At 69.3% G+C, this 22,475-nt stretch carries 22 protein-coding genes and 1 pseudogene; 16 read left to right on the forward strand and 7 right to left on the reverse strand.

Annotated elements, in window-relative coordinates; translation table 11 throughout:
• Nucleotides 1-340 (reverse strand): annotated as a pseudogene (locus GBZ26_RS29935) (hypothetical protein); the annotation flags it as partial.
• Between the two features lie 123 nt (nt 341-463).
• On the opposite strand from GBZ26_RS29935, the gene secA reads away from it, so the two are divergent.
• The 3 genes from secA (at nt 464) to GBZ26_RS11935 (ending at nt 5,585) form a co-directional block, all read left to right on the forward strand.
• A complete protein-coding gene (gene secA, locus GBZ26_RS11925) occupies nt 464-3,214 on the forward strand; it encodes a preprotein translocase subunit SecA (RefSeq protein WP_174439029.1) in 2,751 nt (916 codons plus the stop codon).
• A gap of 135 nt (nt 3,215-3,349) precedes the next feature.
• Nucleotides 3,350-3,796: a large conductance mechanosensitive channel protein MscL gene (gene mscL / locus GBZ26_RS11930; RefSeq protein ID WP_174439030.1), complete on the forward strand. Its 447-nt coding sequence runs from the start codon at nt 3,350-3,352 to the stop codon at nt 3,794-3,796.
• A 253-nt stretch (nt 3,797-4,049) separates the two neighbouring features.
• On the forward strand, nt 4,050-5,585 hold the full coding sequence (locus tag GBZ26_RS11935) for a DEAD/DEAH box helicase (RefSeq protein ID WP_246653523.1): 1,536 nt from the start codon (nt 4,050-4,052) through the stop codon (nt 5,583-5,585).
• 267 nt (nt 5,586-5,852) lie between these two features.
• On the opposite strand, the gene GBZ26_RS11940 is transcribed toward GBZ26_RS11935, so the two are convergent.
• A complete protein-coding gene (locus GBZ26_RS11940; RefSeq protein ID WP_174439031.1) occupies nt 5,853-6,860 on the reverse strand; it encodes a cobalamin biosynthesis protein CobD/CbiB in 1,008 nt (335 codons plus the stop codon).
• Nucleotides 6,861-6,867: 7 nt separating this feature from the next.
• The gene (locus GBZ26_RS30640; protein ID WP_174439032.1) at nt 6,868-7,431 is read right to left on the reverse strand and encodes an ankyrin repeat domain-containing protein; all 564 of its coding nucleotides are present in this window, start codon (nt 7,429-7,431) and stop codon (nt 6,868-6,870) included.
• Nucleotides 7,432-7,535: 104 nt separating this feature from the next.
• Between GBZ26_RS30640 and GBZ26_RS11950 the strand changes: the two genes are divergently transcribed.
• The 3 genes from GBZ26_RS11950 (at nt 7,536) to GBZ26_RS11960 (ending at nt 9,243) form a co-directional block, all read left to right on the forward strand.
• Complete coding sequence (locus GBZ26_RS11950; RefSeq protein ID WP_174439033.1) at nt 7,536-7,682, forward strand: hypothetical protein; 147 nt, start codon at nt 7,536-7,538, stop codon at nt 7,680-7,682.
• An 83-nt stretch (nt 7,683-7,765) separates the two neighbouring features.
• Nucleotides 7,766-8,371, forward strand: a complete 606-nt coding sequence (locus GBZ26_RS11955) for a general stress protein (RefSeq protein ID WP_174439034.1) — start codon at nt 7,766-7,768, stop codon at nt 8,369-8,371.
• Between the two features lie 104 nt (nt 8,372-8,475).
• Nucleotides 8,476-9,243 (forward strand): urease accessory protein UreH domain-containing protein, encoded by a 768-nt coding sequence (locus GBZ26_RS11960; protein WP_174439035.1) that lies wholly within the window; start codon nt 8,476-8,478, stop codon nt 9,241-9,243.
• 18 nt (nt 9,244-9,261) lie between these two features.
• On the opposite strand, the gene GBZ26_RS11965 is transcribed toward GBZ26_RS11960, so the two are convergent.
• Complete coding sequence (locus GBZ26_RS11965; protein WP_174439036.1) at nt 9,262-10,158, reverse strand: methyltransferase domain-containing protein; 897 nt, start codon at nt 10,156-10,158, stop codon at nt 9,262-9,264.
• A 94-nt stretch (nt 10,159-10,252) separates the two neighbouring features.
• Here GBZ26_RS11965 and GBZ26_RS11970 point away from each other — a divergent pair, with 94 nt between their 5' ends.
• The 4 genes from GBZ26_RS11970 (at nt 10,253) to GBZ26_RS11985 (ending at nt 12,461) form a co-directional block, all read left to right on the forward strand.
• Nucleotides 10,253-10,519: a flagellar biosynthetic protein FliQ gene (locus tag GBZ26_RS11970; protein WP_174439037.1), complete on the forward strand. Its 267-nt coding sequence runs from the start codon at nt 10,253-10,255 to the stop codon at nt 10,517-10,519.
• A 12-nt stretch (nt 10,520-10,531) separates the two neighbouring features.
• A complete protein-coding gene (locus tag GBZ26_RS11975) occupies nt 10,532-11,275 on the forward strand; it encodes a ComF family protein (protein ID WP_174439038.1) in 744 nt (247 codons plus the stop codon).
• 89 nt (nt 11,276-11,364) lie between these two features.
• The gene (grxC, locus tag GBZ26_RS11980) at nt 11,365-11,628 is read left to right on the forward strand and encodes a glutaredoxin 3 (protein ID WP_014239199.1); all 264 of its coding nucleotides are present in this window, start codon (nt 11,365-11,367) and stop codon (nt 11,626-11,628) included.
• On the forward strand, nt 11,625-12,461 hold the full coding sequence (locus GBZ26_RS11985) for a carbon-nitrogen hydrolase family protein (protein WP_174439039.1): 837 nt from the start codon (nt 11,625-11,627) through the stop codon (nt 12,459-12,461). Before grxC ends, GBZ26_RS11985 begins: the two co-directional genes overlap by 4 nt.
• A 39-nt stretch (nt 12,462-12,500) precedes the next feature.
• Here the strand turns inward: GBZ26_RS11985 and GBZ26_RS11990 are convergent, their stop codons facing one another.
• Entirely contained in the window at nt 12,501-13,079 is a 579-nt protein-coding gene (locus GBZ26_RS11990) for a manganese efflux pump MntP (protein ID WP_174439040.1), read from the reverse strand.
• A gap of 271 nt (nt 13,080-13,350) precedes the next feature.
• On the reverse strand, nt 13,351-13,971 hold the full coding sequence (locus GBZ26_RS11995) for a class I SAM-dependent methyltransferase (protein WP_211104712.1): 621 nt from the start codon (nt 13,969-13,971) through the stop codon (nt 13,351-13,353).
• Nucleotides 13,972-14,100: 129 nt separating this feature from the next.
• Between GBZ26_RS11995 and GBZ26_RS12000 the strand changes: the two genes are divergently transcribed.
• The 5 genes from GBZ26_RS12000 to GBZ26_RS12020 all read left to right on the forward strand — a co-directional run bounded on the left by GBZ26_RS12000 (nt 14,101) and on the right by GBZ26_RS12020 (nt 19,415).
• A complete protein-coding gene (locus GBZ26_RS12000; RefSeq protein WP_174439041.1) occupies nt 14,101-14,625 on the forward strand; it encodes a DUF1178 family protein in 525 nt (174 codons plus the stop codon).
• A 218-nt stretch (nt 14,626-14,843) separates the two neighbouring features.
• On the forward strand, nt 14,844-15,146 hold the full coding sequence (locus GBZ26_RS12005) for a DUF485 domain-containing protein (RefSeq protein WP_174439042.1): 303 nt from the start codon (nt 14,844-14,846) through the stop codon (nt 15,144-15,146).
• Entirely contained in the window at nt 15,146-16,858 is a 1,713-nt protein-coding gene (locus GBZ26_RS12010) for a cation acetate symporter (RefSeq protein WP_174439043.1), read from the forward strand. Before GBZ26_RS12005 ends, GBZ26_RS12010 begins: the two co-directional genes overlap by 1 nt.
• Nucleotides 16,859-16,976: 118 nt before the next feature.
• Complete coding sequence (locus GBZ26_RS12015) at nt 16,977-18,809, forward strand: putative nucleotidyltransferase substrate binding domain-containing protein (RefSeq protein ID WP_246653525.1); 1,833 nt, start codon at nt 16,977-16,979, stop codon at nt 18,807-18,809.
• A gap of 30 nt (nt 18,810-18,839) precedes the next feature.
• On the forward strand, nt 18,840-19,415 hold the full coding sequence (locus GBZ26_RS12020) for a 3'-5' exonuclease family protein (protein WP_246653526.1): 576 nt from the start codon (nt 18,840-18,842) through the stop codon (nt 19,413-19,415).
• Between the two features lie 49 nt (nt 19,416-19,464).
• Here the strand turns inward: GBZ26_RS12020 and GBZ26_RS12025 are convergent, their stop codons facing one another.
• Complete coding sequence (locus GBZ26_RS12025) at nt 19,465-21,153, reverse strand: sensor histidine kinase (RefSeq protein WP_174439045.1); 1,689 nt, start codon at nt 21,151-21,153, stop codon at nt 19,465-19,467.
• A gap of 166 nt (nt 21,154-21,319) precedes the next feature.
• Here GBZ26_RS12025 and mtnA point away from each other — a divergent pair, with 166 nt between their 5' ends.
• Complete coding sequence (gene mtnA / locus GBZ26_RS12030) at nt 21,320-22,393, forward strand: S-methyl-5-thioribose-1-phosphate isomerase (protein WP_174439046.1); 1,074 nt, start codon at nt 21,320-21,322, stop codon at nt 22,391-22,393.
• Nucleotides 22,394-22,475 lie beyond the last annotated feature (82 nt).

Consider the following 22,475-nt stretch of genomic DNA (forward strand, 5'->3'; position numbering starts at 1 on the left):
TCTGGGCGTGTGCGGCCAGCGCGAGGCCGCAGGCGGCCATCGACAGCAGGGCGGCGCGGAACACTCGATTCACCATGGAGTCTTTTCCTTCCGGCGGATGTGTCTTGTCACGGTCAATGGCATGACAGAACGTCTTATGATTGGCGGCGGCTGTACGGACGATCCGGCCCCGCGCCCGAATCCGCGGGGGATTAAGCATGGGTTCGCGGCGCGGAGCAAGCGGTCGTGATGCGTGGCCATGACGCCCTGCTTCGACCGTGTTCAAGGCGATATGGCGGCGGAACGGTGGTGCTTCCAGGGCGCGCCACACGCCGATCCCCGCCCCATGCAGGGCCGGCACTCCCGCGATGCGCCTCTCAAAGGGCCGGGCAAAGGGGCGGGTCTCGTTGACAGAAACTTGCTTCGGGCCTATGTGAGACCGGTCAAAAAGCCGGCTTCACGACGTTCCACCCCCGAGGTTTTCATGTTCGGTGCGCTCGCCCGCAAGATTTTCGGCACCGCCAACACGCGCACGGTCAAGGCGCTGCAAAAATCCGTCCAGCAGATCAACGCGCTGGAGCCCGAGTTGGCGGCGCTCTCCGACGACGCGCTGCGCGCCCGCACCGACTGGCTGCGCGGCCGGCTGTCGCAGGGCGAGACGCTCGACGCCATCCTGCCCGACGCTTTCGCCACCGTGCGCGAGGCGGGCAAGCGCGTGCTGGGGCAGCGGCACTACGACGTGCAGCTCATGGGCGGCATGGTCCTGCACCAGGGCAAGATCACCGAGATGCGCACCGGCGAGGGCAAAACGCTGGTCGCCACGCTGGCCGTCTATCTGAACGCGCTGGAAGGCAAGGGTGTCCACGTCGTCACCGTGAACGACTATCTGGCCTCACGCGACAGCTCCTGGATGGGCCGCATCTACGGCTTCCTCGGCCTGACCACCGGCTGCATCGTGCACGGGCTGGACGACGAGGAGCGCCGCGCCGCCTACGCCGCCGACATCACCTACGGCACGAACAACGAATTCGGCTTCGACTATCTGCGCGACAACATGAAGTTCCGGCTGGAGGACATGGTCCAGCGGCCCTTCAACTTCGCCATCGTGGACGAGGTCGACTCGATCCTGATCGACGAGGCGCGCACCCCGCTGATCATCTCCGGCCCGTCGACCGACTCGTCGGAGATGTACGTGCAGGTCGACCGCCTGATCCCGCAGCTGACGCGGGACGACTATGAGCTGGACGAGAAGAACCGCACGGTCAGCCTGTCCGAGGCCGGGCAGGAGCATATGGAGCAGCTTCTGGCCGAGGCCGGGCTGCTGAAGGCGGGCGGGCTGTACGACATCCAGAACGTGGCGCTGGTCCACCATTCCCAGCAGGCGCTGCGCGCCTACACGCTGTTCCAGCGCGACAAGGACTACATCGTCAAGGACGACAAGGTCATCATCATCGACGAGTTCACCGGCCGCATGATGGAGGGCCGCCGCTATTCGGAAGGCCTGCACCAGGCGCTGGAGGCCAAGGAGAAGGTGACGATCCAGCGCGAGAACCAGACGCTCGCCTCCATCACCTTCCAGAACTACTTCCGCATCTACCCGAAGCTGGCCGGCATGACCGGCACGGCGATGACCGAGGCGGCGGAATTCGCGGAGATCTACGGCCTTGAGGTCGTGGACATGCCGACCAACGTGCCGGTCCAGCGCAAGGACATGGACGACGAGGTCTACCGCAAGGCGTCGGAGAAGTACGACGCGATCATCGACCTGATCGAGGACGCCCGCAAGCGCCAGCAGCCGGTTCTGGTCGGCACCACCTCCATCGAGAAGTCGGAGCTGATCGCCGAGCTGCTGAAGAAGCGCGGCATCCCGCACAACGTGCTGAACGCCCGCCACCACGAGCAGGAAGCCTACATCGTCGCGCAGGCGGGCCGTCCCGGCGCCGTCACGGTCGCCACCAACATGGCCGGCCGCGGCACCGACATCCAGCTCGGCGGCAACGTCGAGATGCGCATCCAGATGGAGCTGGCCAACCTGCCGGACGGGCCGGAGCGCGACGCCAAGGTCAAGCAGATCGAGGCCGAGGTCGCCGAGGCGCGCGAGCTGGTCAAGCAGGCCGGCGGCCTCTACGTCGTCGGCACGGAGCGGCACGAGAGCCGCCGCATCGACAACCAGCTGCGCGGCCGTTCGGGCCGCCAGGGCGATCCGGGTGCGTCCAAGTTCTTCCTGTCGCTGGACGACGACCTGATGCGCATCTTCGGGTCGGAGCGCATGGACGGCATGCTCCAGCGCCTGGGCCTGAAGGAGGGGGAGGCGATCATCCACCCCTGGATCAACAAGGCGCTGGAGAAGGCCCAGACCAAGGTCGAGGCCCACCATTTCGAGGTCCGCAAGAACCTGCTCAAGTTCGACAACGTCATGAACGACCAGCGCAAGGTCGTCTATGAGCAGCGCCGCGAGATCATGGACACCGAGGACATCGCCGAGACCGTCCTGGAGATGCGCCATCAGGTCGTCTCCAACATGGTCAACAAGGCGATCCCGCCGAACTCCTACTCCGAGGCCTGGGACATCGCCGGCCTGCACGAGGAGGTGAACCGCCTTCTCGGCATGGACCTGCCGGTGGCCGATTGGGCCAAGGAAGAGGGCATCGCCGAGCCGGAGATCGAGGAGCGCGTCCGCGAGGCCGCCGACCGCAAATACGCGGAGAAGGTGGAGACCTACGGCGCCGACACGATGCGGCATGTGGAGAAGAGCCTGCTGCTGCAGATCCTCGACCAGGAATGGAAGGATCACCTGCTCCAGCTCGACCATCTCCGCCAGGGCATTTCCTTGCGCGCCTACGCGCAGAAGGACCCGCTGAACGAGTACAAGCGGGAAGCCTTCGAGCTGTTCGAGACCATGCTGTCGACCCTGCGTGAGCAGGTGACCGCCGTGCTGATGCATGTCGAGATCCGCATCGCCCCGCAGCCGGAGGAGCTGTACGCCCGTCCGCCGCAGGAGATGCACGAGGGCCGCGACGATCCGGCGCTGGCGATGGCCGAAGCGGGAGCCGGGGCCGCCCAGGGCTACCCGCCGGCCGATGCGCCGCTGCCCGCCGGGATGGTCCGTCGCGAGGCCGCCGCCTCGGTGGTGCCGGGGGCCGACCCCAACGCCTGGGCGAACACGCCGCGCAACGCGCCCTGCCCCTGCGGGTCGGGCCAGAAGTACAAGCACTGCCACGGCAAGGTCGGCTGAGCGCCGCCGCGAAGAACGCCGCCGGGGACATTCCGGACGGGGCCGGGCCGCAGGGTCCGGCCCCTTTCCTTTTTGCGGCCCTGGAAACTTCGGCTGGGCTGTGGCGTTCTTCCCATCAAAAGCGGGAGCGCAGCCATGTTGCAGGAATTCAAGACCTTCATCAGCCGCGGCAACGTCGTGGAACTGGCCGTCGGCATCATCATCGGCGCGGCCTTCACCGGCATCGTCAACTCGCTGGTCAGGGACATGCTGATGCCGCCCATCGGCTGGATCATGGGCGGGATCGACTTCTCCAACTATTTCCTGAACCTGTCCGGCGGCCATTACGAGAGCCTCGCCGCGGCGGAGGCGGCGGGGGCGGCGACCATCAACTACGGCCGCTTCATCAACGCGCTCATCAACTTCTTCATCGTGGCGGGCGCGCTGTTCCTCATTGTGCGCCAGGTCAACCGCCTGCATTTCCTCCACGATTCCAAGCCGAAGGCGCCCCCCCGCCAGGAGGTGCTGCTGGAGGAGATCCGGGATGCGCTGCGCGCACGGCAGGCACCCGCTCCGGGGGACGCGACTCGACCGGGGGCGTGAAAGAATCTTCTTGGATTGTGCAGCGCAACCCATTATGTAAGGCGTCTTGATCGCTGGAGGCTCGCGCGTCTCTTGAGCGAGACGCGCTTTGATATTTCGGGACGGCCTTCCTTGGGACCCGGTCGCCCGTAGCTTCGGACAGACGCCTCTCCCTCTTCCGACCTCCTCCCGGCGAAAACGCCGGCGTTCCACCGCTCACCATCCTGGTGCGGCGGCCGTGCGCCGTCATGGTCCTGAGGAAAGGTTACCCTACTTGTCGTCCATCGAAATGACCGCCGCCGACGTTCTCGTTGCCGAGACCACCGTCACCGAGACCTCTGTTGTCGAGACTGCCGTCGCCGGCGAAACCGTGACCGACACCACTGAAACCGCTACCCCCAACGCTTTCGCCGGGCTGGGCGTTCACCCGCTGGTCGTGAAGGCGCTGGAAGCGTTCGAGTACAACACCCCGACCCCGGTCCAGGCCGAGGCGATTCCGCCGGCCCTGGAAGGCCGCGACATTCTGGCGACCGCCGAGACGGGCACGGGTAAGACCGCCGCCTTCATGCTGCCGGCGCTGACCCGCACCGTCGATCTGCCGCGCCTCGGCGTGGCCGCCCCGCGTGTGCTGGTGCTGGCCCCGACCCGCGAACTGGCCAAGCAGGTCACCGACGCCGCGCGCAAGTACGCCAAGTTCATGAAGTACAACATCGTGGACGTCGTCGGCGGCATGCCCTACCGCGACCAGCTCCGCCTGCTGTCGCGCGCCGTGGACGTGATGGTCGCCACCCCCGGCCGCCTGCTCGACCATGTGTCGCGCAACCGCATCGACCTCAGCGCCGTCGAGGTGCTGATCCTGGACGAGGCGGACCGCATGCTGGACATGGGCTTCCTGGACGATGTGGAAACCATCGCCAAGTGCTGCCCGGACAACCGCCAGACGCTGCTGTTCACCGCCACGCTGGACCGCCGCATGGCCCAGCTCGCCGGCAACCTGCTGCGCAACCCGGTGCGTGTCGCCGTGGAGAGCGCGACCACCGCGGTGAACGTCGAGCAGCGCCTGCACCATGCCGACGACATGGACCACAAGCGCCGCCTGCTGAAGCACTTCGCGGACCTGCCCGAGGTCGGCAAGGCGATCATCTTCGCCGCCACCAAGCGTGACGCCGATGCGCTGGCCGAGGAGCTGAGCGACGCCGGCCACGCCGCCGCCGCCCTGCATGGCGACATGGACCAGTTCAAGCGCAACCGCACGCTCCAGCGCCTGCGCACCGGCCAGGTCCGTCTGCTGGTGGCGACCGACGTGGCGGCGCGCGGCATCGACGTCCGCGACATCACCCACGTCATCAACTTCGACCTGCCGCGTTCGGCGGAGGACTATGTCCACCGCATCGGCCGCACGGGCCGTGCGGGCGCCTCGGGCGTGGCGGTTTCCTTCGCCGCCCGCGCCGACCGCGACGCCCTGTTCCGGATCGAGCGCTACACCGGCACCCGCCTCGACATTCACGTCGTTCCGGGCCTGGAGCCGCAGCGTCCGTTCCAGACCGGTGGCGGTGGCCGTCCGGCCGGTCGCTCGGGCCGTCCGGGTGGCGGCAACGGCGGCGGCTACAACAAGAAGCCGTGGGTGCGCAACGCCGGCGGCGGTGCCGAGGGCGGCAAGCCGAACGGCGCCCCGGGTGGCCGTCCGCAGGGCCGTCCGATGAACCGCAACGAGCATGGCCGCAGCGACCATGCCCGCAACGAGCACGGCGGTCACGCCCGCCGCGACTCCCAGGGCGGCAAGCCGGCGCACCGGGCGTCCAAGTGGTAACAGCGGTTCGCCGCTGACATGAAAAAGGCGCGGTCCTTCGGGGCCGCGCCTTTTTTCTTGGTCAAGTCGGAGTGTGGCGGGCAAGATTTTACACGGATTTCACGGATCGACGCACGGATTTCACGGATTTTTTAAATAGTAAATATTAGAAATCTGTTTTTCTTGCGCGAGGCAACAGGGATGGCGGTGAGTGGATAAACAAAATCCGTGTAAACCGTGAAATCGTCCGGGCAATCCGTGTGAAGCCTTGTCCCCAGCACCCGCGCTTTACAGCCCCGCGATCCCCCACAGCAGCAGCGCCACCAGCAAAGCCAGGATCAGCCCGGCCACGGCGTAGACCGCCAGCGCCCGTCCGATGTCGGCGGCGGTGGCGCGCGCGCGGCCCTCGCCGATCCAGGGTTCGGTGATGACCACGCCGCCGTCGCGGTGCGGCCCGCCCAGCGCCAGACCCAGCGCGCCGGCCATGGCGGCGGTCGGCCAGCCCATGTTGAGGGAGGCCGCCTTGCCGCCGTCCCGCATCATCGTGCGGAAGGCGCCGCCGGCCTTCGCCCCGGCGAAGGGCGCGGCCAGCGCCAGGAGAACCGCCGCCAGCCGCGCCGGGATGGCGTTCAGCGCGTCGTCCAGCCGCGCCGCGGTCTGGCCGAAACGCTCGTGCCGCACGCCGGCGTGGCCCAGCGCGGTGTCGGCGCCGTCCACCACCGCCCAGACCAGAAGGCCGGGCACCCCCAGCAGGGCGTAGCCGAAGACCGGCGCCACCAGCTTGCGGGCGAAGCCCTTGGCGGCGGCCTCGATGGCGGCGCGGGCGATGCCGTGCTCGTCCAGGCTGAAGGCGTGGCGGCGGGTGAGCGGGGCGACGGCCTCCCGCGCCGGGGCGACGCCGCCCTTGTCCAGGGCGCGGCGCACCGCGCGAACCCGCGCCCAGGCGCTCCGCCCGCGCAGGGCGGCGAGGATCACCGCCAGTTCCAGCAGCCAGCCGCGACTCTGCGCGCCGATCCGCTCGACGATCAGCCCGACGGCGACGGCGGCCAGCACGAGCGCCAGAACGACCAGCGCGCCGCGCAGCAGGCGGGCGGTCTTGCCGCGCTCCACCCGGTTCAGCCGCCGGTCGGCCCAGGCGCAGACGCGCTGCGCCAGCGCCGCCGGGTCGGGCAGGACGCGCCCGATCCAGTCGCCGGCGGCGGCGTCGATGGCCAGGGCCAGCAGCAGCAGGAACAGCGGCCCCGGACCGTTCAGGGGGGCGGCGCCGAGGACGGAGGTGAGCAGGGCGTCGCCCATCGCGGCCTCAGCGCGCGCCGGCCTGGCGCAGCAGGTTCGCCACGCGGGCGTTGCGGCTCTCCTGAGCCCAGCTCAGCGTCGTGCGGCCCGTGAAATCGGTGCGGTCGGCCTGTGCCCCGGCCTTCAGCAGCCGCTCCACCAGATCGACGCGGCCGAAGCGCGCCGCGGTCATCAGCGGGGTGATGCCCTGGCGGTTGTCCTGGTCGACCTTGGCGCCCTTGGCCAGCAGAAGGTCCACCGCCTCCGGCGTGTCGGCCTCCACCGCGTAGTGCAGCGGGGTGTTGCCGGCCTTGTCGGCGCGGTTGGGGTTGGCCCCGCCGTCCAGCAGCAGCCGCACCAGCTCGGGATGGGCGTTGCCGATAGCCACCAGCAGGACGGGGCGCCCGCTGGCGTCGACCTGATTCGGGTTTTCCCCCTTCAGCAGCAGCAGCCGCAGCGCGCTGGCGTCGTTGGACGTCACCGCCTTGACCATGGAGGGACCTTCCAGAAGGTTGATCTGGGCCAGGGCCGGAGCGGCGGCGGGGGCGGTCAGGCCGAGGGCCAGCAGACTGAGCAACAGCAGCCGTTTCATGGCGCGTCCTTTTGTGCGATCCGTGTGTGATCCGTCTTTCGGCCGGGGATACTATCCAGTTTGGCCCGGTTTGGCGACGGCGACCCGCTGCAATGGAGCCGCCCATGGTCCGCAACCCGCTCGCCCGCCACATCGCCCTGTTCCTGGCGGTGAAGGCCGCGCTGATCGCGCTCGGCCTGTGGTGGTTCCTCGGCACCATGCCGGAGCCGCGGGGCACGGTGACTCCGCCCGCCGCCGCGGGAACGCCCTGAGGCCGCCCGGTGTCCCGGCGGGAACCTCCGCTTGGCGCCCATGGTTGAACAGCGACCGGGAAGCGCAACAGGGGAAGACCGCCATGACCTTCGAAAGTGATGCGAACGCGAACCGCTCCGCCGACCGTCTGCGCGGCGCCGTGCGCGAGGCCGTGGGCATCTTCGCCAGCCGCGACGCTCTGCAGAAAGCCGTCGACGAGTTGACCCTGGCCGGCTTCCAGCGCCATGAGCTGAGCGTGCTCGCCAACGATGAGACCATCCGCGACCATCTCGGCCATGTGCCGCAGCGGGCCGAGGACATCGCCCACGACCCCGACGCGCCGCGCCAGTCCTACGTCTCGCCGGAGGATGTCGGCAGCGTGAAGGGGGTGGCGGTCGGGTTCCCCGCCTATGTCGGGGCGATCCTGGCGACCGGCGCGGTCCTGGCGACCGGCGGCACGGCCCTGGCCGCGGCCGCGGCGGCGGCTGCGGCGGGGGTGGGCGGCGGCGCCTTGGGCTCGGTCATGTCGAACTGGCTGACCGACAAGCGCAACGAGCCGATGCTCCAGCACCTCGACAAGGGCGGCATCCTGCTGTGGGTCAATCTGGCCGACGCCGGGCGCGAGCAGCAGGCGCTGGAGATCATGAACCGCCACGCGGCGCAGCCGGTCGAGGTGCATGAGGTGGCGCAGTCCGGCTCCGAGACCTGACCCCGAAGGCCGAGCCGGCGCGGGCTGGAGCCCGTTGACTCAGGTCATGGCCTTCGCGGCGGGCTTCCCCTATACACGGGCGGTCTTCCAACCGGAGATCCGCCGTGGACGCCCATTCGGCCCTGACGCTTCTCGACGCCGGCCTCAACCAGTGCGCCGTCGTGATCGACCGCGACGGCGGGCTGCTGGTCGCGCTGCTGACCGCGGGGCTGGTCGGGGGATCGACCCATTGCGCGGGCATGTGCGGTCCCTTCGTCCTGGCCCAGGTCACCGCCCGGCTGGAGCAGGTCCCGGCCTCGCGGATGAGCGAGTTCCACCGGCTGGCCGGGGCGGCGGTGCTGCCCTACCATCTCGGGCGCGGCACCACCTACACGCTGATCGGCGCGGCGGCCGCGGCGGTCGCCGGCCATGTCGGGGCGCTGCCGGGGCTGAAATGGCTGTCGGTGGCGCTGCTGGCCTTCGCGGCGCTGTTCTTCCTCGGTTATGCGGTCAAGGGGCTGACGGCCTGGATGCCGAAGCTCGACGGGGCGGTGCAGCGCTGGTGGGGCGACCGGGTGTCCCGGCTGGCCCGCCCCCTGTTCGGCAACCCCACGGGCTGGCGCGGCTACGGGCTGGGGCTGGCGCTCGGCTTCATCCCCTGCGGCCTTCTCTACGGCGCCGTGGCGGTGGCCGCGGCCAGCGGCAGCGCGCTGACCGGCGCGCTGGGCATGGCGGCCTTCGCGCTGGGCACGCTGCCGAGCCTGCTGGCGGTCGGCCTCGCCGGCCATCTCGCGGGGCGCACCTGGCGCTCCGCGGTGGCGCGGGCGGCCCCGGTCATCATGGTGGTGAACGCCGGGGTGCTGGGCTGGATGGCGGTCCGGATGATCGGGTGACCGCCGTCTCGTTCTGGTTTATTGGAGCTTTTCCGCCGATCCCTTCAGCGCCTCGCCCAGCGGGACTTCGCCGCAGCCGGGCTTGAGCGGCTGCTGCTGGCTTTCGTGCGGCGACCAACCGGCCAGATAGAGGATCTGGAAGGTCGCCTCGATGCGGCCGTCCGGCTCGGCGTAGCGCTCGGCGTAGCGGCGGGCGGCGTCGAACAGCAGGGCGCGGGTGGCCGGCACCTTGCGGCGGGCCAGGACGGCGTTGGTCTCGCCCATGCCGCGCAGGTCGCGCATCAGGCGGAAGGCGTCGCTGTAGGTGACGGTGATGACGTCGCTGTCCACCACCGGCAGGGCGAAGCCGGCGCGCTGCATCAGCCCGCCGACGTCGCGGATCTCGGCGAAGGGCGACACGCGGGGCGACACGCCGCCGGCCACCTCCATCTCCGCCTCGTACAGGCAGCGGCGCAGCTCCAGCAGCGTCTCCCCGCCCAGCATGGCCGCGCAGAAGAAGCCGTCGGGCTTCAGCGCCTGCCGCACCTGGACCAGCGCGCCGGGCAGGTCGTTGACCCAGTGGAGGCTGAGGTTGCTGACCACGAGGTCGAAGGTTTCCGGCACGAAGGGCAGGAACTCCTCGTCGGCGGCGACGGCCAGCGGACCGGCCCGGCGGGCGAAGCCGGGGGCGAGGTCGCAGGCGACCAGCGTCTCGACGCCTTTCCGCCCGCGCAGCGTCCGCCCCATCACCCCGTCATGGGCGCCGAGGTCGAGCACGGTGGGAAAGGGCCGGGCCACGTCCTCCAACCGGTCGACGAGGCGTTCGGCCACCTCCTCGAACAGGAAGGCGTGCTCGGCAAAGGCGGGGACGGCGCGGTCGCGGCGGCGGCGGACGAGCGCGCGGTCGAAGACGGTCATGCTGTCGGGCGTGGTCATGCCCGCAATATAACCCAGCCCCGGCGGGCTACAACCATCGGCGAAAGGACGGGGCTGTGCTAAGGTCGGCCCCGAACGTCGCTGGAGCTTGGCCATGGGCATCGAGGAAGCCATCGGCGCCACCTACGAGGCGCTGATCGTCATCATCAAGATCACCACCCCGGTCCTCGTCGTCACCACGGCGCTCGGCATGCTGCTGACCATCTTCCAGCAGGCGACCAACATCAACGAATCGACGTTGCAGCAGGACCTGAAGATCTTCGCAACGCTGGCGATCCTGTTCATCACCGGGCCGGCCATCTACATCGCGTTGCGCGACTACACCTTCGTCATCTTCGACCGCATCGCCGGCCTGAACTGAGAGGGCGCCGCCATGGCCCTCCTGCAGGGGCTGAAGACAGGGGTTCTGGCGGGAATTCTCGACACGCTGCTGCCGCCGCGCTGCCTGTGCTGCGGCGGGGCTGTGGACCGGCAGGGCGGCCTCTGCGCGCCGTGCTGGAGCGGCCTGACCTTCATCGCGCCGCCCGCTTGCGCCTGTTGCGGCACGCCTTTCGACTTTGCGCTGGAGGGGGAGCCGCTGTGCGGCGCCTGCATCGCCGAGCCGCCGGTCTTCACCCGCGCCCGCGCCGTCCTGGCCTACGACGACGGCAGCCGCCCGCTGGTGCTGGGCTTCAAGCACGGTGACCGCATCCACGCCGCCGGGGCCTACGGCGCCTGGATGGCCCGCGCCGGAGCCGAGCTGCTGGCCGACGCCGACCTGCTGGCTCCTGTGCCGCTGCACCGGTTGCGGCTGTTCCGGCGCCGCTACAACCAGGCGGCCCTGCTCGCCCAGGCGGCGGGCCGGCAGGCCGGGCGCCCGGTGATTCCCGACCTGCTCGTCCGCCGCCGCTCCACCCCGTCGCAGGGTGGGCTCGACCGCTCGGGACGGCGGCGGAACGTCAAGGGGGCCTTCGCGGTCCGGCCGGGGCTGGAGCCGCGGGTGGCGGGAAAGCGGATCGTGCTGGTCGACGACGTGCTGACCACCGGGGCGACCCTGTCGGAATGCGCGCGGGTGCTGCGGCGCGCCGGGGCGGAGCGGGTGGACGCGCTGACCCTGGCGCGCGTCGTCAAGACGTGAGCCGCGGGTGTGAGCCATGAAAACGTAACGGGTGGCGTGGTGCGGCGGTTGATCTTATAACCGTTCAAAACAGCCAAGGAGCCCTCCGCATGGCCGACGTCGTCATCTACACCACGCCCTTCTGCCCCTATTGCTCGCGCGCCAAGCGTCTGCTCGACAGCAAGGGGGTGGCGTATGAGGAGATCGACCTCTACATGCAGCCGGGCCGCCGCGAGGAGATGGTGCAGCGCGCCGAGGGGCGCATGACCGTGCCGCAGGTCTTCATCGACGGCAAGCCCTACGGCGGTTCCGACGACATCCACGCGCTGGACCGCGCCGGCAAGCTCGACCCGATCCTGGGAATCGGGGGATGAGCGGCGTCCTGAAGGCCGCCTGCGTCCAGGTCAACGCGGGCACGGAAATCCTTCCGAACCTTCAGGCGGCGGGCGATCTCGTCCGCCGGGCGCGCGACGCCGGGGCGGACGTCATCGCCCTGCCCGAGAATGTCAGCATGATCGTCCAGGGCCGCGCCAAAGTGCTGGAGCGGGTGAAGACGGCCGACGAGCATCCGGCGATCCCCTTCTTCGCCGACCTGGCGCGGGAGACCGGGGCCTGGCTGCTCGCCGGGACGCTGGGCATCCTGCTCGACGACGGGCGGGTGGCCAACCGCAGCTATCTGTTCGACGCCGAGGGGCGGGCGGTCGCCCATTACGACAAGCTCCACATGTTCGACGTCGACCTGAAGGGCGGGGAGAGCTACCGCGAATCCGCGACCTTCCGGCCCGGCGACCGCGCGGTCCTGGCCGCCACGCCCTGGGGCGGGGTGGGGATGACCGTCTGTTACGACCTGCGCTTCGCCTATCTCTACCGGGCGCTGGCCCAGGCCGGGGCGTCGATCCTCACCGTGCCGGCGGCCTTCACGGTGCCGACCGGGCGGGCGCACTGGCACACGCTGCTGCGCGCCCGCGCCATCGAGACGGGCTGCTTCGTCCTGGCCCCGGCCCAGACCGGCAGCCACGACCAGGGGCGGCTGACCTACGGCCATTCCCTGATCGTCGCCCCCTGGGGCGAGGTGCTGGCCGACGCCGAGGAGGCGGTGGGCTTCGTCCTGGCGGAGCTGGACATGGCCCGCGTCGAGGAGGCCCGCCGCATGGTGCCGGCCCTGACCCACGACCGGACCTTCACCCTGGATCGTGTTGGATTCTGACAGGGTCCTTCTGAGCGGGCGGGGCGGCACCGGGAGGGGTCAGAGCAGCGTGTGCTCGACCAGGATCTTGGTGCCGATGCCGAGCAGGGCGAGGCCGCCGAGGATCTCCGCCTTGCGGCCGAGCAGCGGGCCGGCCTTGCGCCCGATCAGCACGCCGCCGAAGGCCATGACCGCGGTCACCAGACCGATGACGACGCAGGCCTGGACGATGTTCACGTCGACCACGGCGAGGCTGACGCCGACCGCGCTGGCGTCGATGCTGGTCGCGAGCGCGGTGAGGACGAGCTGCATGGGGCCGAGCTGGCTTTTGCGCGCCGGCTGTTCCCCGGCCTCCGGTGCGGTCTCCGGCGTCATGCCCTGGCGGATCATGTTGCCGCCGACGAGGGCGAGCAGCCCGAAGGCGACCCAGTGGTCGACGCTGGCGATCCAGGCGCTGACGGCGATGCCGACCATCCAGCCCAGCGCCGGAGTGATCGCTTCGAAGAAACCGAAATAGGCGCCGACGCGGAGTGCATCGACCAGCCGAGCGCGCTCGCTCACCGCGCCCTTGCCGATGGCCGCGGCGAAGGCGTCCACCGACAGGCTGAAGCCGAGAAGCAGAAGAGTGGTTGCGGTCAAACCGGGAATCCCCTGGGCCAAGACGGACCGACGGCGCGACGGTCCCATGGCCCTCCGGGACGTCGCGCCGTTGGTCTCACCAAGCCCGGTCCCGCCGGTGCCGTCTGCGCCACGGTCGCCCGGACCGAGTCTGTTGACGCAGGCTCCTCCGCCGCGCGGCGGAGGACGGTTACTCCCCAAAAACGCGGGCGGACCCTAGCCACCCCGTTCCCAAGCGTCAATTCATATGAACAGATGTTGAATGATTTGTAATGTTCGCGGGATGCGGCCGTCAGGTCGGCAGGGGGCGCGGCTCCGGGTCGCCGTCCAGGCCGCTTCCGCCCTCCAGGTCGTTGACGGCGCACAGCCGCTGCACCACCGCGGCCTTGGGCGAGGCGACCTCGCCATGCTCGTAGGCGACGACCTGGAGACGCCCGCGCGCCACCTCCAGAAGCTCGCCGCTGCGCAGCAGGAAGGCGGGGGAGGCGGGGCGGCCGAAGCGGGCGTTGCCGAGAGCGAAGGTCTCATAAAGCAGCAGGCCGCCCGGTTCCAGCGCGTCGAGGATGGCCGGGAGCAGCGGGCGGTGCAGGTAGTTGGTCACCACGATCGCGGCGAAACGGCGGTCGCGCAGCAGCGGCACGGGAGTCCCGTTCTCCAGATCGGCCTCCACCAGTTCCCCCCCCGCCGTTCCGGACAGGTCGGCCATCCCCCGCAGGTCGCGGTCCAGCCCGACCACCGGATGGTTGCGCGCCTGGAAGAGCCGCAGATGCCGCCCCGACCCGCAGGCGAGGTCGAGCACCGGGCCGCCCGACCGCACCAGCGGCGCGAAGCGCGCGACCCAAGGGGAGGGGGGACTGATCGCGGCATGGGGGGAGCCGATGGAGGGCGATCCGGCGGAGGACGAGGTGGACAAGGGACGGATGCTCCCATTCTTTTCATGACGCGTGTTTGACCGCGACGCCGGCGTCGTGCTGAACTGGCAACCGGTCATGGGTTGTATACCATCATCATCCCTTCTCACCTTGGAGCATCCGACGGGGACATGATCCTCTTCGTTCTGAAATGCACGGCCGACCACCGGTTCGAAGCCTGGTTCCGCAACGGCGCCGCCTACGAGACGCAGGCCGCCGCCAAGGCCATCGCCTGCCCGGTCTGCGGCGACACCCACATCGCCAAGGCCCCCATGGCCCCGCGCATCGCCAAAGGGGGCCGCGCCAAGGACGATGCGACCCGGGACGGCGGCGCGCCGGAGGCGGCACCGGCGGCGGGCAGCGGCGCGGCGGCTCCCGCCGTTCCCCCGGCGTCTTCAACCCCGACGGTGCCGGCGGAGGTGCGCGAGCGCTTCGCGGCGGAAGTCATGCGGCAATTGACGGAAATTCGCCGCACGGTTGAAGGGAATTGCGATTACGTCGGGGATCGCTTCGCCGAGGAGGCCCGGCGCATCCATTATGGCGAAACCGACCCGCGCGGAATCTACGGCGAGGCCACCGACAAGGAAGCGGAGGAGTTGAAGGAGGAAGGTGTGACTTTTGGTCGCATACCTTGGCTTCCGCGCACCAATTCATAAGCCCAAGCCTCACAATATTTCGGGCACCCCTTGCCCTTTCGCTGCCATGGGTTTGTGAGCGTATCCCCGGAACAACGGCTGCGGGCTGCGTCAAGCCGCTTTTTAGCGGTTGGCCTGCATCAAAGTTGTTGACGGGATAGTTCGTTACAAAGACCATATGGCCCGAGTGTCTAATATGACCTTGCAAAAATCGCTCGGCACTCGCGAGGGGACGCACTATGAAAGAAAACGCTCAGAGGATTCTCGCGAATCCCAAGTTTCAGGAGCTGGTGCAGAAGCGTAGCGCATTCGCGTGGACGCTTTCGATCGCCATGCTCGTCATCTACTTCGGCTTCATCCTGCTGGTCGCCTTCGGCAAGGGGTTCCTGGGTACCCCGATCGGCAATGGCGTGACCACCTGGGGTATCCCCGTCGGCCTCTTCACCATCATCTCGGCGTTCATCCTGACCGGCATCTACGTGTATCGGGCGAACGGCGAGTTCGATGAGCTGAACCGGCAGATCATGGAGGAGTCGAAGTGATGCGTTCGCTGGTCAATCGTGTGGGCGTCGCGGCCGTCGCGGCCGGCGCGCTCATCCCCGCGTCGGTGCACGCGGCGGCGGTCGAAGGCGCGGTTCAGAAGCAGGCGACGAACTTCTCGGCGATCGTCATGTTCCTGATCTTCGTGCTGGCCACGCTCGGCATCACCTACTGGGCGGCACGCCGCACGAAGTCGGCGAAGGACTTCTACGCCGCCGGCGGCGGCATCACCGGCTTCCAGAACGGCCTCGCCATCGCCGGCGACTACATGTCGGCGGCCTCCTTCCTCGGCATCGCCGGCCTCGTCTACACCTCCGGCTTCGACGGGCTGATCTTCTCGGTGGGCTGGCTGGTCGGCTGGCCGATCATTCTGTTCCTGGTCGCCGAACGGCTGCGCAACCTCGGCAAGTACACCTTCGCCGACGTCGCCTCCTACCGCTTCCAGCAGACCCCGATGCGCACGATGGCCGCCTGCGGCTCGCTCGCCACGGTGACCTTCTACCTGATCGCCCAGATGGTCGGCGCGGGCAAGCTGATCCAGCTCTTGTTCGGCCTCGACTACATGTATGCGGTGGTGATCGTCGGCGTTCTCATGATCGCCTACGTGACCTTCGGCGGCATGCTCGCCACCACCTGGGTGCAGATCATCAAGGCCGTGCTGCTGCTGTCGGGCGCCTCCTTCATGGCCTTCGCGGTGCTCGCCAAGTTCGGCTTCAGCCCGGAGGCGATGTTCGCCACGGCCACGCAGGTCCACCCGAAGGCGACCGCCATCATGGCGCCGGGCGCCCTCATCTCCGACCCGGTCTCGGCGATCTCGCTGGGCATGGCGCTGATGTTCGGCACCGCCGGCCTGCCGCACATCCTGATGCGCTTCTTCACGGTGTCGGACGCCAAGGAAGCCCGCAAGTCGGTGTTCTACGCGACCGGCTTCATCGGCTACTTCTACATCCTGACCTTCATCATCGGCTTCGGCGCCATCGTGCTGCTGCTGGCTCCGGACGCCACCGGCGCCTATCCGTTCCTGACCACGGCCCCCGCGGCGGGCGCGCTGGCCAACCCGGCGACCATCATCGGCGGCTCCAACATGGCGGCCATCCACACCGCGCACGCGGTGGGCGGCGACCTGTTCTTCGGCTTCATCTCGGCGGTGGCCTTCGCCACCATCCTCGCGGTGGTCGCCGGCCTGACGCTGGCCGGCGCCTCGGCCGTGTCGCACGACCTGTACGCCTCGGTGATCGCCCGTGGCCGTGCGTCGGAGCATGACGAGATCCGCGTGTCGAAGATCACCACCGTGATCATCGGCATCGTCTCGATCTTCCTCGGCATCGCCTTCGAGAACCAGAACGTGGCCTTCATGGTCGGCCTCGCCTTCGTGATCGCGGCCTCGGCGAACTTCCCGGTTCTGCTGATGTCGATGTTCTGGGGCCGGATGACCACCCGCGGCGCCGTTCTCGGCGGCTGGATCGGCCTGATCTCCTCGGTGACGCTGCTGATCCTGGGTCCGACCGTGTGGAAGTCGGTGCTGGGCAATCCGGCCGCCATCTTCCCGTACGACAACCCGGGCGCCTTCACCATCCCGCTGTCGTTCCTGGCGATCTGGTTCTTCTCGATCACCGACAACAGCAAGGCCGCGCAGGACGAGCGCGAGGCTTACAAGGCGCAGTACATCCGGTCGCAGACCGGCCTGGGCGCCGAAGGGGCTTCCGCTCACTAATGCGAATGGTCGCACCCGCCTTCCACAGATGAAGGGGCTGGTGTAATCTTCAAGGCGCCTCAAGACCGCGGTCTTGGGGCGCCTTTTTTATTCACCCCAGCGGTTCGTGGAGCGGCTTTTGCCCGACGCCTTCGATTTCTCCGTCCCCCCCTTCGACCGCCTGACAATGGAGCAGCGGCAGCGGCTCGCCGCCGCGCTCGACCTCGGCGTCTATGTCCGGGACGGCGTGATCCTGAGCCGGGACGAGCCGGCGGACTGTCTGTTCGTGGTGCGCCAGGGGCTGGTCCACGAACGCCAGGGCGGCGAGGTGGTGGCGGTGCACGGCGTCCATGACAGCTTCGACCTTCAGGCGCTGTTCTCCGACGGCCGGGCGCGCAGCTTCGTCGCGGCGGAGGACACGCTGTGTGACCTGGTGCCCCGCCAGGTCCTTATCGAACTGGCGCATGAGAACGCCGCCTTCGGCGCGGTGATCCAGCAGGATTTCGCGGACCGGCTGAGCGCTCTGGCCAACGAGCGGTCGAACCGCGAAACCGCCGCGTTGACCATGGCGCGCATCCGGCAGGCCTATCTGCACCCGCCGGTCTTCGTCGAGGCCGGGGCGTCCCTGCGCGACGCGGCGGCGGCGATGAAGCGGAACCAGGCGAGCAGCGTGCTGGTCCGCGAGGGCGATCCAAAAGATGGAGGCCCTGGGAACGGTGGGCGCGTCGGCATCCTGACCGGCACCGACCTGCGCGATCTCGTGGTGCTGGAGGGGCGTCCGGTGGACAGCCCGGTCGGGCCGCTCGCCCGCTACGAACTGCTGGCGCTGGACCGCGACGATCTGCTGTTCAACGCGCTGATCCTGATGACCAAGCATTCGGTGCGCCGTCTGGTCGTCACCGAGCAGGGCGAGGTCGCCGGCCTGCTGGAGCAGACCGACCTGCTGGCCGTCCTGTCCAACCATTCCCAGGTCATCGCGCTCAAGGTCGACCGCGCCGCCACGCCGGAGGATCTGGGCCGGGCCAGCCAGGACATCGTCGGGCTGATCCGCACGCTGCACGGCACGGGCGTCAAGGTGTCCTTCATCGCCGACCTCGTGACCGAGCTGAACCGCAAGATCTTCCGTCGCCTGTTCGAGCTGTTGGCGCCGCCCGATCTGCTGGCGAATTCCTGCCTGATCGTGATGGGCAGCGAGGGGCGCGGCGAGCAGCTTCTGAAGACCGACCAGGACAACGGGCTGATCCTGCGCGACGGCTACGACTGCCCGACGCTGTCCCAGGTGACCGACGCCTTCACCCGCCATCTGGTCGCGTTCGGCTACCCGCCCTGCCCGGGGCGCATCATGGTGTCCAACCCGGACTGGACGCGCCCGCTGGCGCTGTACAAGGATTCCCTCTTCCACTGGATTCACCGCCCCGACGAGGCGGCGCAGATGAACCTCGCCATCTTCTACGACGCGGCGCCGGTGGCCGGGGACGCCGCCCTGCTGGCCGAGGCGAAGGGCTATCTGCTCGGCCGGCTTCAGGACAACCAGATGTTCTTCACCGCCTTCGCCCGCCCGGCGCTGGCCTTCGACACGCCGTCGGGCCTGTTCGGCGGCCTGTTCGAGCGGCGCCGCACCGAGGCGGTGGACATCAAGAAGGCCGGCATCTTCCCCATCGTCCACGGTGTCCGCGCTCTGGCGCTGGAAAAGCACATGGCGGAAACGAACACGACCGAGCGCATCTGGGCGCTCGCCGACAAGGGCGTTCTCGACCGCGCCGTGGCGGGCGAACTGGCCGACGCCTTCACCTTCCTGTCCACGCTGCGGCTGAAGGCCGGCCTGGACGGCAGCGCGTCCGGCACCCAGACCGACAACCTCGTCCGCACGGAGTCCCTGGGCAAGCTCGACCGCGACCAGTTCAAGGACTGTCTGGCGCTGGTGAAGAAGTTCAAGGAACTGCTCGCCTACCACTTCCACCTGAACCATTGACCCGCCGGGCGCGCGGGGAGAGGAGGCGGCATGCCGACCGAGACCATTGCCAGCGTGGTGGCCAACGGGACGGGGGCCGCTCCCACCGCCGGCCTCCATGCCGAACATCCCGACCGTACCTTGCTGCTGTCGGGGGAGGAAACCGGGGAGCGGGTGGCGATCCATTGCGAGGCCACCTCCTTCGACGCGGCCACGGCGGATCTGCGCGGTGTCGCCGCTCTGCGCATCCGCGGCACCCGCGTCCTGACCAGCCAGCGCCTGATCCTCTCCTTCTGGCCCACCGAACCGGCGGAGCCCGCGCTATCCCGCCTGCTGGCCTTCATCGGCAACCGGCCGCTGATCGGTTACTACCTGGATTTCACCGTGGGGCTCCTGGACCGGCTGGTGCAACCGATGGTGGGCATGGCGCTGCCGAACCAGCGCATCGAGGTGTCCAGCCTCTATTATGGCCGCAAGGCCAAGGTGCCGGGCAAGTACGCGGTCGATCTGCGGCTGGACAGCATCCTGCGCGATCTCGACCTGCCGCCGCGCGCCGGGGAGGACGCCTACGCCAGCGCGCTCGCCTCCGCCATGGTCTATCTGCGCCTGGAACCGCCGCGGCCCTGACGCATCATCAAGCTGCCCATATCAGGCCGCCCATATCAGGCCGCCCACATCAGGCCGCTTTTGTCTGGGCTTTCGAAAGGGTGGGCACCGACACGATGAATCGGGTGCCCGGCCCGCCGTCCGGCTGGCGGTCGATGGTCACCGCCGCCCCGGCCTGCTGGGCCAGCGCCCGCACCAGAACCAGCCCAAGCCCGCTCTGGCGCTTGTCGTTCGCGCGGCTTTGCGCGGCGGACGGATCGGGCGGCAGGCCGTCGCCGTCGTCGCGCACCACCATCTTCATGCCCTCATCTCCCTCCGGCAGCAGCTCGACCGTAATCGTACCGGGATGGCCGAGAGGGAAGGCGTGGAGCAGCGCGTTGGACACCAGCTCGCTGGCGATCAGGGCGAGCGGGGTGGCCTGATCGACGTCCAGGCTCCAGGGCTGGGGGGCGTTCACCGTCAGCCGCGCCCCGGTCGGGTTGGTCGAACGGACCAGCCCGTCGCAGAGCTGGCGCAGGTAATCGGCGAAGTCGATGCGCGCCGGCTGGTCGGAGCGGTAGAGCAACTCCTGCATCAGGCTCATGCACTGGATGCGGCGCAGGCTCTCGTCGAAGGCGCGGCGGGCCGGCTCGTCGATGCGGGCGGCCTGGAGGCGCAGCAGGCTGCAGATGACCTGGAGGTTGTTCTTCACCCGGTGCTGGACCTCTTTCAGCAGGACCTCCTTGTCGGTCACCGCCGTTTCGAGCTGGCCGTTGGTCCGTTCCAGTTCCGCCGTTCGCTGGTGGACCCGTTCCTCCAGCGTGTCGTAGGCGTGCTGGAGCGCGTTCTCCGCCTGCCGCTCCCGCCGGGCGCGCTGAAGGGCCATCCCGCCGATCACCGACACCGCGGCCAGTGCCGCCAGCGCGTAGGAGATGTAGGTCCAAAGCTGCCCGTACCAGCGCTCCATGACGCTGCTCACCGGGATGGCCACCTCGGCGGTCAGCGGCACGCTGTCCACCCGGCGCAGCGCGGAGATCTCCGGCTCCCCGGCGGCCTCCGCCGGGGCGCTGTCGGTGGCGTCCGGCCCCTGCGTCTCGTGCAGCAGCACCGTGCCGTCGGTCCGGCGCAGGGTGATGGAGCGGGCGTAGTCGAAATCGAAACTCTTGTAGATGTCTCGGATGTAGCGCGGTGAGACGGCGACCAGGGCCACGCCGCGGAACTGCCCCGGTGCGGCGGCCAGCGGGCGCGAGAGGAGGATCAGCGACTCCTGGCTGTAGCGGCTGTTGTCGAGCGCGGTGATGAAGAGATTTCCCCCCGCCTCGCTGCCGCCGGCCCGCTGGGCCACGAAGTAATCGCGGTCGGCGACGTTCATCGCCGGGGTGGGAAAGCGGCGGGTGCTCAGCACGGGGTTCCCATCGGCGTCGAACAGCCAGATCGAGACCAGATAGGGCGTGCCCCGCACCAGCGCCGCGTAGCGCTCCCAGCCCGCCCGGTCGCTGGGCAGCGGGGCGTCCGCCGGTCCGGCGAGCTGGACCGCCTGCTTCAGGATCAGGTCGCTGGTCTCCACCAGTCGGGCCGCGTGCTCGGCGACCAGCAGGCTGGCGTTGCCGGCGGTGTCCTGGGCGTGCTGCAGGGCCGCCGCCCGGTCGCGCAACGCGAAGCTGGCCGACAGGCCGAGCGTCAGCAGCAGCGCCACCGCGCAGACCATCAGGACCAGAGCCGAGCCCGGCATCCGGTAGAGCAGAGGGGAACCTTTGGATCGCAGGGCGCGCAGGGGCATGGGAGAGAGGCCGTTGAGCATCGAAGGGCGTGGCTTTCGTGGCGGACCAACACTTTTTTGCAGGCTCCTGTTCCCTGGGTACGCCCGTTGAACCGCGCCGCGCCACCCCCTATTGTCGCGCCGGGCCGAAAGGCCGAAGCGGCATCGAGCGCGGGGAGTATGGCGTATGAAAATCGACGGCACGGCCTACCGCACCATCTGGCCGGCGCAGGACGGCTGGACGGTGGAGATCATCGACCAGACGCGGATGCCGCATGATTTCGCCGTCGCACGGCTGACCAACCTCGACGAGGCCGCCCACGCCATCCGCGCCATGCTGGTGCGCGGCGCGCCGCTGATCGGGGCGACCGCCGCCTACGGCGTCGCTCTGGCCATGCGCGCCGACCCGTCCGATGCGGCTTTGGAAGCGGCTTGCGCGCGGCTCCTCGCCACCCGCCCGACCGCCGTCAACCTGCACTGGGCGCTGGAGCGGATGCGCGCCCGTCTGGCGCCGCTGCCGCCCGCCGCCCGCGCCGGGGCCGCCTACGCCGAGGCCGCCGCGGTCTGCGATGAGGATGTCGCCATCAACCGCGCCATCGGGGAGCATGGCGCCGCCCTGATCCGCGAGGCCGCCCGCGGCAAGGCTCCGGGCGAGCCGGTGAACGTGCTGACCCACTGCAACGCCGGCTGGCTCGCCACGGTGGATTGGGGCACCGCGCTGGCACCGGTCTATGTCGCCTTCGAGGAGGGCATCCGCCTGCATGTCTGGGTGGACGAGACGCGCCCGCGCAACCAGGGCGCCAGCCTGACCGCCTGGGAGCTGAACCGCCACGGCGTGCCCCACACGGTGGTGGTGGACAACACCGGCGGCCACCTGATGCAGCACGGCATGGTGGACCTGTGCATCGTCGGCACCGACCGCACCACGGCGACGGGCGACGTCTGTAACAAGATCGGCACTTACCTGAAGGCCCTGGCCGCCCACGACAACGGCGTGCCCTTCTACGTCGCGCTGCCCTCGCCGACCATCGACTGGGGCATGGCGGACGGGGTGAAGGACATCCCCATCGAGGAGCGCGACGCCCGCGAGGTGACCGAACTGACCGGCATCACCGCCGACGGGCGGATCGAGACCATCCGCGTCACCCCGGCCGGCAGCCCGGCGGTCAATTACGGCTTCGACGTGACCCCGGCCCGTCTGGTGACCGGTCTGGTGACCGAACGCGGGGTGTGTCCGGCACAGTCTCTTATACAAATCTGACGCTGCCGACGAGCTACCCAGTGCAGAGCAAGGGGGGAGGCGCAACCAAAAAACAAAACAACACATACAGACACTGTACAGA

The sequence above is a fragment of the Azospirillum formosense genome (assembly GCF_013340925.1).
In the GTDB taxonomy this organism is placed as follows: Bacteria; Pseudomonadota; Alphaproteobacteria; order Azospirillales; family Azospirillaceae; genus Azospirillum; species Azospirillum formosense.

Excerpts from the sequence above, each read along its gene's own strand:
- secA (WP_174439029.1), top strand. The coding sequence starts at position 464 with ATGTTCGGTGCGCTCGCCCGCAAGATTTTCGGCACCGCCAACACGCGC.
- mscL (WP_174439030.1), top strand. The coding sequence starts at position 3,350 with ATGTTGCAGGAATTCAAGACCTTCATCAGCCGCGGCAACGTCGTGGAA.
- GBZ26_RS11940 (WP_174439031.1), bottom strand. The coding sequence starts at position 6,860 with ATGGGCGACGCCCTGCTCACCTCCGTCCTCGGCGCCGCCCCCCTGAAC.
- GBZ26_RS30640 (WP_174439032.1), bottom strand. The coding sequence starts at position 7,431 with ATGAAACGGCTGCTGTTGCTCAGTCTGCTGGCCCTCGGCCTGACCGCC.
- GBZ26_RS11950 (WP_174439033.1), top strand. The coding sequence starts at position 7,536 with ATGGTCCGCAACCCGCTCGCCCGCCACATCGCCCTGTTCCTGGCGGTG.
- GBZ26_RS11955 (WP_174439034.1), top strand. The coding sequence starts at position 7,766 with ATGACCTTCGAAAGTGATGCGAACGCGAACCGCTCCGCCGACCGTCTG.
- GBZ26_RS11965 (WP_174439036.1), bottom strand. The coding sequence starts at position 10,158 with ATGACCACGCCCGACAGCATGACCGTCTTCGACCGCGCGCTCGTCCGC.
- GBZ26_RS11970 (WP_174439037.1), top strand. The coding sequence starts at position 10,253 with ATGGGCATCGAGGAAGCCATCGGCGCCACCTACGAGGCGCTGATCGTC.
- GBZ26_RS11975 (WP_174439038.1), top strand. The coding sequence starts at position 10,532 with ATGGCCCTCCTGCAGGGGCTGAAGACAGGGGTTCTGGCGGGAATTCTC.
- grxC (WP_014239199.1), top strand. The coding sequence starts at position 11,365 with ATGGCCGACGTCGTCATCTACACCACGCCCTTCTGCCCCTATTGCTCG.
- GBZ26_RS11985 (WP_174439039.1), top strand. The coding sequence starts at position 11,625 with ATGAGCGGCGTCCTGAAGGCCGCCTGCGTCCAGGTCAACGCGGGCACG.
- GBZ26_RS12000 (WP_174439041.1), top strand. The coding sequence starts at position 14,101 with ATGATCCTCTTCGTTCTGAAATGCACGGCCGACCACCGGTTCGAAGCC.
- GBZ26_RS12005 (WP_174439042.1), top strand. The coding sequence starts at position 14,844 with ATGAAAGAAAACGCTCAGAGGATTCTCGCGAATCCCAAGTTTCAGGAG.
- GBZ26_RS12010 (WP_174439043.1), top strand. The coding sequence starts at position 15,146 with ATGCGTTCGCTGGTCAATCGTGTGGGCGTCGCGGCCGTCGCGGCCGGC.
- GBZ26_RS12020 (WP_246653526.1), top strand. The coding sequence starts at position 18,840 with ATGCCGACCGAGACCATTGCCAGCGTGGTGGCCAACGGGACGGGGGCC.
- GBZ26_RS12025 (WP_174439045.1), bottom strand. The coding sequence starts at position 21,153 with ATGCCCCTGCGCGCCCTGCGATCCAAAGGTTCCCCTCTGCTCTACCGG.
- mtnA (WP_174439046.1), top strand. The coding sequence starts at position 21,320 with ATGAAAATCGACGGCACGGCCTACCGCACCATCTGGCCGGCGCAGGAC.